Raw genomic sequence first — 11,784 nt, forward strand, 5'->3', positions numbered from 1 at the left:
CTATCCGACCGAGCCCGAACGAGACACCGAGAGGAGTTGGCGCGATGACCACCACTGCATCCCAGAACGCGGGGTCCCGTCAGGCTGACTCACTGCCGCTGGACGTCGCCGCACTGCGCGCCGACTTCCCCATCCTGTCGCGCACTGTGCGCGACGGGAAACCCTTGGTGTACCTGGACTCCGGGGCTACCTCGCAGCGCCCTGCACAGGTGCTGGACGCGGAACGGCGGTTCCTCGAGACCGCCAACGCCGCGGTGCACCGTGGTGCCCACCAGCTCGCCGAGGAGGCGACCGACGCCTACGAGGACGCCCGCGCGAAGATCGCGGACTTCGTCGGCGCCACCCCGGGCGAGCTGGTCTTCACCAAGAACGCCACCGAGGGTGTGAACCTCGTCGCGTACGCGATGAGCAACGCCACGACTGCGGGACCGGAGATGGAGCGGTTCACGCTCGCTCCCGGTGACGAGGTCGTGATCACCGAAATGGAGCACCACGCGAACCTCGTGCCCTGGCAGCAGGTCTGCCAGCGCACGGGTGCGACGTTGCGGTGGTTCGGGGTCACCGACGAGGGCAGGCTGGACCTGTCGAATATCGATGAACTGATTACCGAGCGCACGAAGCTGGTCGCCTTCACGCATCAGTCCAACGTGCTCGGAACGGTGAATCCGGTCGCCGAGATCGCACGGAAGGCGCGCGAGGTGGGTGCGCTGACCCTGCTGGACGCATGCCAGTCGGTGCCGCATTCGCCGGTGAACTTCACCGAGCTGGGTGTGGACTTCGCGGTGTTCTCCGGGCACAAGATGCTGGCGCCCTCGGGCATCGGCGTGCTCTACGGCCGCCGTGAACTGCTCGAGGCGATGCCGCCGTTCCTGACCGGCGGCTCGATGATCGAGCTGGTGCGGATGGAGGGTTCGACGTTCGCGCCGCCGCCGCAGCGGTTCGAGGCCGGTGTGCCGATGACCTCACAGGCAGTGGGTCTCGGTGCGGCGGTGGACTACCTATCGGCCATCGGCATCGACCGGATCGCCGAGCACGAGCACGTGCTGACCGCAGCGGCGCTGGAGCAGCTCCAGCAGGTGCCGGGCGTCCGCATCATCGGGCCTGCCGAGGCGGTGGACCGCGGGGGAGCGGTGTCGTTCGTGATCGACGGCGTGCACCCGCACGATGCGGGCCAGGTGCTCGACAGCCTGGGAATCGCGATCCGCGTGGGGCATCACTGCGCGTGGCCGCTGCACCGCAGGCTCGGTGTTCCCGCGACGGTGCGTGCCTCGTTCTACCTGTACAACGACCTGTCCGAAGTGGACGCGCTGGTGAGCGGGGTCCGTGAGGCACAACGATTCTTCGGGGTGGCGTGAGACGATGAACCTGGAGAGCATGTACCAGGAGATCATCCTGGACCACTACAAGAATCCGCACGGCCGTGGCCTGCGGGACCCGTATGACGGAGAGTCGTTCCAGGTCAACCCGACCTGTGGGGACGAGGTCACCCTGCGGGTCAGGCTGGACGGGGACACGGTCTCCGACGTCTCCTATGACGGACAGGGCTGTTCCATCAGCCAGGCGTCGACCTCCGTGCTGACGGATCTCGTCGTCGGGCATACGGTGGACGAGGCGATGACGAAGATGGACGCGTTCGTCGAGCTGATGCAGGGACGTGGCCGGGTGGAGCCGGACGAGGACGTGCTGGACGACGGCATCGCCTTCGCCGGCGTCGCCAAGTACCCGGCGAGGGTCAAATGTGCCCTGCTCGGCTGGATGGCGTTCAAGGACGCGTTGGGCCGGACGTCCGGCCCGGCGGGTGCGAACCCAGTGACCTCGAACGGAGCGGAAACGCGATGAGTGAGCAGCAGACCGAAACTCGCACCGAGGACCAGGAACACCGCGAGGGCCGGACGGCCGCGGACCTGCCCGAGCAGAAGCAGCCCGCCGCCGACGTCGCCAAGGTCGAGGACGTCGAAGAGGCGATGCGCGACGTCGTTGACCCCGAGCTGGGCATCAACGTCGTCGATCTGGGACTCGTGTACGGCATCCACGTCGAGGAGGACAACTCCGCGACGATCGACATGACCCTGACGTCGGCCGCGTGCCCGCTGACCGACGTGATCGAGGATCAGACGGCGTCCGCCCTCGTCGGCGGCGCGGGCCTGGTGAAGGATTTCCGGATCAACTGGGTCTGGATGCCGCCGTGGGGCCCGGAGAAGATCACCGATGACGGCCGCGAGCAGCTGCGCGCCCTCGGCTTCACCGTCTGACTCGGGTACGCCCTAGACGCTAACGCCATCGGGGCTGTCCACGGCATGGAGCAGTCGCTCCACCGTGGGGTCGTCGAGTGACTCTTTGATGCACTGCCACAGCTCCAGGTTGGCCACGGCCCACCTGGAGTATGTCTGTGCGGCCACCGGGTTGTAGAAGTAGTAGCCCTCGTCGTGCACCTCGCACTGCTCGCCGACGATTTTGTCGGCGAGTTCCCTCAGGCTGACCCCGTTCTCGCTGAGGTACCGGTGGGCCAGCATGACCGGAGTCACGGGCAGTGCCTTGAACAGCGTGTCGGCATCGCTGAGCGCCTGGGCCTCGAGGCTGATGTGCCTGCCCCGTGCGGCCATCTCCGCCTCGTCGATGATCTCGTCTATCCAGCGGGCCGTTGCGGCCGGGACCTCCGCGTCGCTGAGGACACCCAGCCGCAGGTCCCGGCCCGCCGCGGCTGGGGAGTTGCGGAGCACGATGTAGTTGACGTCGTGCACCAGTGCGGCGGTCTCGACAACGCTTCGCTGGGCGCCGTTGTGCCCGGCGAACTCGACCGCCTTAGTCCGGACGAAGTCGACGTGGTGCCAGCCGTGGAAGGGCAGCCGTTCGGCGTACTTCAGGCACAGTTGCCGCACCCTGCGCTCGACGGCCGCGAGTGCGACGTCGGAAACGCGGAGCGGAGCCGTCGCTGTGCCGCTGAAGGCGTTGGGTGCGGTGCTCTGGTCGTGGACGCGCATGAACCTCTCCGATCCCGGCCTGCTCTTCGGGCGGGTGGAGTGATCGTAGTGCGATCGCGCGTCCGGTGTTCTAAATTCGCTCGGTCAACTCCCCCAATCGGGTCTCCACCGGCACATGCCGGTGACCTGTCTGTGTCTGCGGGTCGTAGGAGAGGCTCCAGGGGCTCACGGGGCGGGATTTGACCAGCAACGTGAGTGTGTTGTCGGCGGCGCGGGGGATCCGGTGGAACTCGTGCGCGAGCATCGCCCCAGCCGTGCCGGCCGGACAGTCCGTGCGCCTGCGGAGTTCGGTAGAGCTGATCAACTGGCTGTCCGGGTCGACGGTCGCGTCGTACCGTTCGTGTTCGTAGCCGCCCCGCAGGATCGTGGTGCAGAAGTGGTAGCGGTGGTTGTGCACCGAGTCCGCGTACCCGCGTCGCCAGTCGCGTTGCGGCTTGTACTCGTGCAGCCAGAACGAGAACGGATCGGCCCGCTCGTCGAGCAGGCACCAGGCGAAGTGCGTGGTCGTCTCCCGCGAGCGATCGGCCACGGTAGCGGCCGCCTCTGGCGACAGCCCGCGCAGGTACGAGCTCACCTCCGCCTGCAGGCTCGTACGGCTGGTCCGCCGTTGGAACCACTGATCGACGGTCTGCCAGCGCTCGACCAGTGGGAAGTCGGCGCGGCGCAGTTCGGCGGCGAGATCGGCGAGCAGGGACAACTGGGTCAGCATCGCGTCAGCTTCCGAGTTCGGCGGTGGTGGTGAACTTCTGCCGGAAGGTGTGGAACCGGTCCCTGAGCCGATGGAACTGTTCCTCGTCCAATCCGGTGCCGGTGATCTCCTCGAACACCCCGACGAAGTCCGATCTGGTCGAGGATGGGGTCAGCCGAAAGTGCTGTTCGCTGTTCGACGTTCCGAGCCGCAGGAACTCGGCCCGCTCCATGCCGTAGATGAACGAGCCCTCGGAGAACCGCAGAGTTCGGGGAAAGAGGGTTCTTCCTTGCGCCGGATCGCTGTACAGCGTCACCCAGACGCTGCCGTCGAACATCTCGACCCGGTCCAGCGGTGGATCGGTGAGCACGGTGATCTCGACGCCGGCGCACCGGTTACGAGCGAGGTAGAGACCGACAAGTCCCATCCACGTCTCATCCCTGAGCTGTCGTTGGACGGCGTCCGAATCCGCATCCGCACCTTCGTGGCGCAGCAGGTACCGCGCCCTGCCGCCCGCCGCGGTGTTGCCTCTGGGGTCGGCGATGACGACGTGAATCTCCCGTTCGGCCTGGGACAACAGCAGCCGTGCCGCGGCGTGTCTTCCCGAGAAGCCGCGGAAGAAGTACTGCCGGGTTTCCCGCAGGTCCCGCATCATCAGCTGGTTGAACGTCGGGTCGGGCCTGTTACTGGCCGCGAAGATGTGCGTCGGGAAGAACTCGTTGTTGAGCGCGCGGTACTCGGAACTGAGTTCCTGCAGGGTGCGCTTGCTCTCCTCGATGACCGGGGCGACCAGGGCTCTGCGGGTGGCCGTCGCGGTGAGCAGGGTCTGTCCGAACCCCACCACCGCCGAGATGAGAGTTCCGGTGCCGACCGCCTCGACGAACGTCCTCGCGGTGCCCGCCTGCATGGTGCTCGCCAGCGCCAGGCTCGAGCCGGAAACGACGACCAGGGCCAGCAGCAACAGTCCCGTCCTGGTCCAGAAGATCTCCTGGAGCGGATTGCTGCGGAGCCCGCTGGCATCCGCCGACACGACCCACCTCCCTTGCCCGCACCCGTCCGAAAGGGACTCTCTGTGTTCGTTCGAGTGCAGGCAGCTACTCTACGCGCCGCTGTGTGCCCGCGAAATAAGAGAATCGGGCGAATCAGTCTGCTGGTCGGGTGGCCAATCGGTGGCAACTGTTGCGCCGTCAGGGTGAGAGAGGCGGCCAACGCGGGCTCTGCCACGATCAGCCGGTGACGATACGGCGGCTTTGCGCGGTGCTGATGAGCCGATCCACATACCAGCGCTGGGCCTACCTGATCCTCGGCGGCGCGCTGGTCGTGCCATACCTGCTTGTCGCGGGGGTCGTGGTTCCGTCCGTTCTGCCGCTCGCCCTCGACGAGGGTATGGCCGTCGCGCTCGGCTCGGTGATCGCGCTGCTGGTGATGGTCGCGAGTTCGTTCGTTCCCGCCGTACGGGTCCTCGAGGGAACCGCGATCCGTGAGCTGCTCGGGGATCCGGTGCCCGCTGCGGTGTTCGGGCCCGCGGCGACCATGACCGCGCGTCTGCGCTCCAGTTCGATGTTCCTGTCGCACGTACTGGCCGGGGCAGTGGTGAGCCTGCTCAGCCTGGTTCTGCCCGTCTTCTTCGTGCTGTCGCTGGCGGGTCCGTACACTGGGAAACTGGGAATCGGTTCGGAGAGCGGCATTTCCGTGTCACGTGGCTGGGCAGGAGCCTGGCTGCCCGCCGCCTTCGGGCTGGCGCTGATCCTGCTGGTGTACCTCGTGGCGAGTACGGGCGCATGGCTCACCCGCGCCGCCGAGGCGCTACTGGGAACGTCGGCGGCGGATCGGATCGCGGAGCTGGAGCGTCGCGCTGACCGGCTCAGCGAGCGCAACCGGCTGGCCAGGGAGTTGCACGATTCTGTCGGGCACGCGCTCAGCGTCGTCACGATCCAATCGGGCGCGGCGCGGCGAACCCTGCGCCACGACCCCGAGGTGGCCGAGCGGGCACTGCTGGCGATCGAGGACTCGGCCAGGGCGGCCCTGGACGATCTCGACTACGTGCTTGGACTGTTGCGCGACGAGCCAGCGGCCCGGGCCCCGCAGGCGGATCTCGGGGACCTGCAGGCGCTGCTGGACGCGACACGGGCCACCGGGGCGGCGGTCGACGCGCAGGCGCGCGGGGATCTCACCGTCGTGCCTCCGACGGTGTCCAGGGAGGCCTATCGGATCCTGCAGGAATGCCTCACCAACGCCTTGCGCCACGCCGGTAAGGTGCCCATCACCGTGCGGCTCGGGGTTGGCGGCGATCTGCTGGAGATCTCGGTGACCAATCCGGTCGAACCGCGGCCAGGGCGAACCACGGATCCACCTCGCGGCGGACGTGGACTGCGGGGTGTCCGGGAGCGGGTCGAGGTACTGCGCGGTGACGTCAGGACGGGGAGAGCCGATGGGCTCTGGGAGGTCCTGGTGCGGTTGCCGCTCGGCGGACATGCGGTGGTGGGGGAGAAGCGGGTGGACGAGGCGTGAGTGCGACGCGGCGGATCGGTGTGCTGCTGGTCGACGACGAGGACCTGATCAGGGCGGGGTTACGGGCCATTCTGGATTCCGAATCCGACCTCGAGGTGCTCGGTGAGGCGGCCGACGGCGCCGAAGTCCCCGGGCTGGTCTCCCGGTTGCGGCCCGACGTCGTCCTGATGGACGTCCGCATGCCCGCGGTGGACGGGATCAGGGCGACGGAACATCTTGTGTCCACAATGGACTCGCCGCCGAAGGTTCTCGTGGTGACGACGTTCGAGAACGACGAGTACGTGTACGAGGCACTACGAGCGGGGGCCAGTGGTTTCCTGCTCAAACGGGCCAGGCCGGAGGAGATCGTCGCGGCCGTCCGGACGGTCGCGGCCGGTGACACCCTGCTGTTCCCGGCGGCGATCCGCAGGCTCGCGAATCACCACTCGCCGGGCCGCGGCGGCGACAAGCTGGCGAGGGCGGGGCTGACCGTCCGCGAGGCCGAGGTACTGCGTCTGATGGCGACGGGCTTGTCCAATGTGGAGATCGCTGGTGAGCTCTTCCTCGGTGTGCAGACCGTTAAGACACATGTCGGCAATGTGCTCGGCAAACTGTGCGCTCGCGATCGCACCCAGGCGGTGATCAAGGCCTACGAGTCCGGATTCATCCCGGTATCAGGTTGAGCCGGAGCTCAGCTCGCCGAGCGGTGCGAGACGAGCTGCCCGTTGGCGAGACCACGCAGCACCTCGATCCGGTCCGAGCCCGGCCTGCCCAGCACCCAGCTCGACCCGGACACGTCCTTGGCGCGCTGCTTCAGCGGGGCGAGCATGCGGGAGATCTCCCGGTAGGAGTCGATGGAACCGCTGGCGCAGACGAGCGTCGCCAGCGAGACGGTCACCGGGATACCCTCCGCCGACCACGACGTGTCCAGCAGGGTGGCCGCCACGGTGGCGATCTCGTCCATGTCGCAGGCGATGAGGAAGTCGTCGCCCCCGACATGGCTGACGGTCATTCTGCTCAGCTGGGTGGACAGGTCGGTGAGCGCGCGTCCCAGTTCGCGGATGAGGTCGTCACCCGCGGCGAAGCCGACACTGTCGTTCACCGCCTTGAAGGAGTCGACGTCGAGCCACGCGACCACCAGTGCCTCCTGCACCGACAGTCTCCGGTCGACGTCGCGCGCGATCGTGTCGCTGCCGGGCAGCCGGGTGAGCGGGCTCAGTGCGGCGGCTTCCTCGATTTTGGTCTCGGCCACGCCGCGCACGATCTCGGTGACCAGCACCACGCCAAGGCACTGTCCGTCGTCGTCGACGACCACCACGTCGTCACCGGTGCGTCCCCAGTCGGCGTCGTTGACCAGATCGAGGAGGGCGAGTGCGCCCGCCTCCGCGTGGATCGTGTGGGGATGGTCGGCAAGCCTGGCCGCGGGACGCTTCGCGTGCAGCGCGTGTCCGTAGCGGCCGGTCACCGCGAGCAGGAAACGGCTGCGGTCGATCGACCAGGCGGGCCTGCCATCGTCGTCCAGCCCCACGATGCCGGTCGGCGCGTCGCCGGCGGCGAGTACCTCCCGGACCTCGTCGCAGGTGGCGTCCGCGTCCAGTGTCGTGGCGGGCCGGAGGAAGTCGGCGACCTTGGGCGCGGAGGTCGCCGCGACCAGCGAGGACGGCTCGTCCGGGTCGGGGGTCGCCGGGCTGAGCGTGCCCGTCCAGACGGCCGACTGCCGGGCGGGGGCGAACAGCCGGCCCTGCGCGATCCGGATGCCGAGCCGCCGGGCGGCGTCGAGCTGTTCGCGGGTTTCGACGCCGGTTGCCACGAGGCGCAGGCCTGCCCTGGACGCGAACTGTGCCAGCGCCTCCACCGCGGCGGCCGTGGTCGGATCGCCGGGCAGGCGACCGAGCAGACCGCGGTCCAGCTTCAGCATGTCCGCCGGTGCGCAGGTGAGCAGGTCGAGCGCGAGGTCGCCGGCGCCGAGCCCGTCGAAGGCGATCCGGAATCCCAGTTCGGTGAGGCGCCGTAGCCCGGCGACGAGGTTGTGCGTGCCCGCGGGCCGGAACGGGGGGCCGATCTCCAGCACGACCTCTCTCGGTCGTCTGCCGCTGTTCGACAGCGCGTCGAGCAGCGGAGTCAGGGCGCCGGGTTGGGCGGCGGCCGACGCGGCGGTGAGATTGAGGTGCAGCGGCAGGAGCGTGTCGTGCCGCGCCTCCTCCTCGACCGCGCGGGCGGCGAGGCCGACGTCGACCTCGACCAGTTTGCCCGCCCTCAGGGCCGCGGTCAGAAGTTCGGGCACCTCGCCCGTCTGCGGGCGGGCCAGCGCCTCGAGTGCGACGACACCACCTGTGTGCAGGCTGTACAGCGGTTGGAAGGCGAAGCGAACGGTCTGCAGCGATTCGATCCCATTCGACACGACCACGCGTGAATAATGCCTCTTCAATGGCCGTTACGACAAATTTGTGGCCAGGAGTTCACGAGGCCGACATGCAGGTGAACACCATCGCCCTGGTCGTCCTCCGGCCGGGGGATACGGTGAGGGCCATGAACCAACACGACCGGCGCCAGTCCGGCGCGGCCGACGTCGATCCGCGGACCGTCCGCCGGGACGGCCCCGAGGAGCAAGCGGGGGCCGAACGCGGCTACTCCGATCTGGCTACGAGCCCGTTCCGGGTGGACCGGGACCGGATCGTGGCCTCACCGTTCTTCGCGCGGCTGGGCGGGGTGACGCAGGTCGTGAGTGCCGGGGGATCCGGTTTGCTGCACAACCGGCTCACGCACAGCCTCAAGGTCGCGCAGGTGGCGCGGTCGATCGCGGAACGGATCCAGGCCGAGCCGGACACCCGGGAGCTTGCCGCGAAGCTGGGTGGTTGCGACCCCGACGTGGCCGAGGCGGCGGCATTGGCCCACGATCTCGGACACCCGCCGTTCGGGCACCTCGGTGAGCGGGTGCTGGATCGGATAGCCCGGCATCGCTACGGCCTGGCCGACGGGTTCGAGGGCAACGCGCAGTCGTTCCGGATCATGACCACCACCGACGTCCGGGGTCCCTCGGCGGTCGGCCTTGACCTGACCGCCGCCGTGCGGGCGGCGGTGCTGAAGTACCCGTGGTTGCGGCTGCATTTTCCCAGCCCGCATCCGGGGAAGCTGCCGATCCCGCCGCGAGGCGCGGGGGAGCCGGACGACGGGCCGGGTACCGGGTCCGCCAAGTTCTCCGCGTACAGCACGGAACTCGACGATCTCGTGCAGGCCAGGGCGCCGTATGGCGGCCGGATCGAGTCGTGGCAGCAGACGGTGGAGGCCTCGGTGATGGACACCGCGGACGACATCGCCTATGCGATCCACGATCTGCAGGACTTCCACCGGATCGGGGTGCTGCAGCACGCCTCGGTGGCGACGGAGTTCAGCCGCTGGACCGCCGACATAGCGACTCTGTCCTCCTTGGATTCCGCGGAACTGGGGACGGACCGGCGCAGGCCGGGATATTCGTTGGAGCGGTTGCGCCGGAGGATGCACGCCAAGGACGGCTGGATCGTCGACGACGAAGCGTTCATCCAGGCCGTGCACCGGGTTCGGGCCGAGTTGGTGGACGACCTGCTGGCAGGTCCGTTCGACGGTTCGATCGAGGCGGAACAGTCGATGGCGAGTTTCTCGGCAAGGTGGATGTCGCGCCTGGTGGAGGGCGTCCAGGTCGCGCCGTCGGTCTCCACTCGGTCGGGCCACGTGTTGCTGGCCAGGGCGCAGTGGCACGAGGTGCAGGTGCTCAAATTCGTCCATCGAAGGTTCGTGTTGTTGCGTCCCGATCTGGCGTTGCACCAGCGCGGTCAGGCGAGCCTGTTGTCGACGCTGGTGGACGCACTGGACGCGTGGCTGGTGGACCGGGACGAGGCGTCCCGGCTTCCGCGCAGGCTGCACGACCTGGTGGAGCTGGCCCATGACGAGTACGCGTCGCTGGCAGCGCATACGCCCGAACTGCTGGTCGGTGCGACCGGCGAACCGGTGAGCGGTGCTGACGCTGTCCACGAGCTGGCCAGGGGCAGAGCGGTGGTGGACTTCGTCGCCTCACTGACCGACCGGCAGGCGGTGACCCTGCTCGACGCGCTCTCCGGGCGCAGCGCGCAGCCCTGGTCGGAGTCGTTCGTGCTCTAGGGAGCCTGGGTGTTGCGTCACTTTCTCGCAAAAGTGCCCTACAGCTGCGTTGTTGCGTGGAGGGTGGCTCTTTGCGGCGGGCGACGTTGCGCCGGCACCCATGCACCCTGGCGCCGGGTCCCTGGCGGATGGTGGGCGGTGTTCCGGATGGGTTTCTGTTCGGGGTCCAGCCATTTCGGCGGGATGAACTCTGGTGTTCCGTGGCGGATGCGGACGGACCATTCGGTGTGGTGTAACTCCCGGTGGTGCCGGGCGCAGACGAGGATCATGTTGTCCAGGTCGGACGGCCCGTGGTCGATCCACGAGATCACGTGGTGAACTTGACACCACTTTGGACCGCGTGTGCAGCCAGGCCTTACGCAACCCCGGTCCCGGAGCGCGAGTGCGCGGCGTTGGCCGGGGGTGGCGAGCCGCTGGTTGCGGCCGAGGTCGAGGACCTCGCCGTGGGTGCCGAGGACGGCGGGGAGGACTTTGGCTTCGCAGCACCAGCGGCGGAGCTGGCTGATGGAGGTGTAGCCACGGGCGTCGAGCATGGCGGTGTCCGCGCGTTGTTCCAGCTCCGCCAGCGACACCGTCACGATCACCACGGCGCGTTCGCCGCCGGTGGTCGGGAGGTCGTCGGCGCGGGCGGTCCGGCTGATGATCTCGGCCAGCGCATCGCCTTGCCGCTGCGCGTGACCGCGTGGGTCGTGGCGGCCGTCGGAGTCGGTCGGGCCGGGCTTGGCCAGCGGGTGCATGACGCCTTCCAACTCCGCGGCCGTTTCCGGGTCCACCTGGCCGGAGAACATGTACTGCCCGTCGCGGCGGTAGCGGCCGTGGAACTCCCGGTACGGTCCCTTCGGGTGATCCCGATCTTTCGGCGGGGCCTTCTCGGCATCCCAATGTCCCAAGATCCGCTGCCCGACCTTGGCGACCTCTGTGGCGCTGGCCTGCCGCGCCAACGCCACCAGCGTGTCCTCGGTCGCGAGGCGTTCGGTGTCTGGCAGGGCGTCCGGTGCCTGGGCGAGAATCTTCTGAATCTGCCCGACCTGCGCCACGCCGATCTCCCCCGCCCGCAACGCGTCATCCACCATGGGCGTCGGGGTCGTCGCCTGCGCGAGACGGGCTGTGGCTTCGCCGCGGGTGAGGTGCAGCGCCATCATCAACATCAACATCGACACCGTCCCCGCGTACCCCTGTGACGTCGCCGCACCACGCTTCTCGGCCTCGGCAACCAACTCCAGCATCCGCCCGTACTGCCGCCGCAGAGCCTTCTCGGACTCGAGCAACCCACCGAGCAGCTCCCCCTCGGAAAGCTGCCACACGGGAAGTACCTGCTCGTCGTCCACACCACGACGCTACTCGAACACATGTTCTACCGGCAGCGCCCCTCGGCAAGCGGTCAACCAACCCCGCCAAACGGCACCCCGCGACCACCCCCACTGCGCACACCCCACCCCCGCCCATCGCACTTTCCCGGGAAAGTGCGATGGACGGGGGTGGGGTGTGCGC

11 protein-coding genes are annotated in these 11,784 nt (G+C 68.5%); 6 read left to right on the plus strand and 5 right to left on the minus strand.

What is annotated here, in order from left to right:
- Positions 1-44: 44 nt before the first annotated feature.
- Genes D0C15_RS26485 through D0C15_RS26495 form a run of 3 tightly spaced genes read left to right on the plus strand, consistent with a single transcriptional unit; the run spans position 45 to position 2,252 of the window.
- On the plus strand, positions 45-1,355 hold the full coding sequence (locus tag D0C15_RS26485) for a cysteine desulfurase (protein ID WP_116050681.1): 1,311 nt from the start codon (positions 45-47) through the stop codon (positions 1,353-1,355).
- A 4-nt stretch (positions 1,356-1,359) separates the two neighbouring features.
- On the plus strand, positions 1,360-1,839 hold the full coding sequence (gene sufU, locus D0C15_RS26490) for a Fe-S cluster assembly sulfur transfer protein SufU (RefSeq protein WP_116050683.1): 480 nt from the start codon (positions 1,360-1,362) through the stop codon (positions 1,837-1,839).
- Entirely contained in the window at positions 1,836-2,252 is a 417-nt protein-coding gene (locus D0C15_RS26495; protein ID WP_116050685.1) for a metal-sulfur cluster assembly factor, read from the plus strand. The genes sufU and D0C15_RS26495 overlap by 4 nt, the downstream gene beginning before the upstream one ends.
- Positions 2,253-2,264: 12 nt before the next feature.
- Here D0C15_RS26495 and D0C15_RS26500 read toward each other — a convergent pair whose 3' ends face one another.
- The 3 genes from D0C15_RS26500 to D0C15_RS26510 form a co-directional block, all read right to left on the minus strand.
- Positions 2,265-2,981 carry an HD domain-containing protein gene (locus D0C15_RS26500; protein WP_245976262.1) on the minus strand — a complete coding sequence of 239 codons (717 nt, stop codon included), beginning with the start codon at positions 2,979-2,981 and terminating at the stop codon, positions 2,265-2,267.
- A 70-nt stretch (positions 2,982-3,051) separates the two neighbouring features.
- On the minus strand, positions 3,052-3,690 hold the full coding sequence (locus tag D0C15_RS26505; protein WP_116050688.1) for a hypothetical protein: 639 nt from the start codon (positions 3,688-3,690) through the stop codon (positions 3,052-3,054).
- 4 nt (positions 3,691-3,694) lie between these two features.
- A complete protein-coding gene (locus D0C15_RS26510; RefSeq protein WP_116050689.1) occupies positions 3,695-4,699 on the minus strand; it encodes a hypothetical protein in 1,005 nt (334 codons plus the stop codon).
- 233 nt (positions 4,700-4,932) lie between these two features.
- Here D0C15_RS26510 and D0C15_RS26515 point away from each other — a divergent pair, with 233 nt between their 5' ends.
- Positions 4,933-6,180, plus strand: a complete 1,248-nt coding sequence (locus D0C15_RS26515) for a sensor histidine kinase (RefSeq protein ID WP_116050707.1) — start codon at positions 4,933-4,935, stop codon at positions 6,178-6,180.
- Positions 6,177-6,842, plus strand: a complete 666-nt coding sequence (locus D0C15_RS26520) for a response regulator transcription factor (protein WP_245976265.1) — start codon at positions 6,177-6,179, stop codon at positions 6,840-6,842. Before D0C15_RS26515 ends, D0C15_RS26520 begins: the two co-directional genes overlap by 4 nt.
- An 8-nt stretch (positions 6,843-6,850) precedes the next feature.
- Here D0C15_RS26520 and D0C15_RS26525 read toward each other — a convergent pair whose 3' ends face one another.
- A complete protein-coding gene (locus tag D0C15_RS26525) occupies positions 6,851-8,548 on the minus strand; it encodes a GGDEF domain-containing protein (RefSeq protein ID WP_116050710.1) in 1,698 nt (565 codons plus the stop codon).
- Between the two features lie 140 nt (positions 8,549-8,688).
- Here D0C15_RS26525 and D0C15_RS26530 point away from each other — a divergent pair, with 140 nt between their 5' ends.
- Positions 8,689-10,293, plus strand: coding sequence for a deoxyguanosinetriphosphate triphosphohydrolase family protein (locus D0C15_RS26530; RefSeq protein WP_116050712.1), 1,605 nt, complete (start codon positions 8,689-8,691; stop codon positions 10,291-10,293).
- A 38-nt stretch (positions 10,294-10,331) separates the two neighbouring features.
- On the opposite strand, the gene D0C15_RS26535 is transcribed toward D0C15_RS26530, so the two are convergent.
- On the minus strand, positions 10,332-11,621 hold the full coding sequence (locus D0C15_RS26535; protein WP_245976266.1) for an HNH endonuclease signature motif containing protein: 1,290 nt from the start codon (positions 11,619-11,621) through the stop codon (positions 10,332-10,334).
- Between the last annotated feature and the right edge of the window lie 163 nt (positions 11,622-11,784).

Origin of the sequence: Amycolatopsis palatopharyngis (genome assembly GCF_003385185.1) — a bacterium.
GTDB lineage: Bacteria > Actinomycetota > Actinomycetes > Mycobacteriales > Pseudonocardiaceae > Amycolatopsis > Amycolatopsis palatopharyngis.